This window comes from Candidatus Thiosymbion oneisti (assembly GCF_900092655.1).
Classification (GTDB): domain Bacteria; phylum Pseudomonadota; class Gammaproteobacteria; order Chromatiales; family Chromatiaceae; genus Thiosymbion; species Thiosymbion oneisti.
This window is the reverse complement of sequence record NZ_FLUY01001302.1, coordinates 1-230: the sequence shown is the minus strand read 5'-3', so window position 1 is coordinate 230 and position 230 is coordinate 1. Positions and strand designations below refer to the sequence as shown.

At 65.2% G+C, this 230-nt stretch carries 1 pseudogene; it reads left to right on the top strand.

Features of this window, described 5'->3' with window-relative positions:
* Positions 1-230, top strand: a pseudogene (locus BQ17_RS21900) (IS5/IS1182 family transposase); the annotation flags it as partial.

The following is a 230-nucleotide window of genomic DNA, read 5'->3' as shown; positions in this document are numbered from 1 at the left end:
CAATGCCAGCAGACCATGGCGGTGCTCGGCGTGGAGAGCCTGACCGCGGTTGCCGATGCTGGCGACTACAGCGAGGCCGAGTTGGCCGCTTGCGACGCCGCCGGTGCCACCGTCTACGTCCCGATCCCGGACAAACACAAAGCGGTCACGGGCCAAGGTCGTCTCAGCGGCAACCGCTTCCAGTACAACCCAACCCGTGATGTCTACATCTGCCCCGCCGGTGAGTTGCT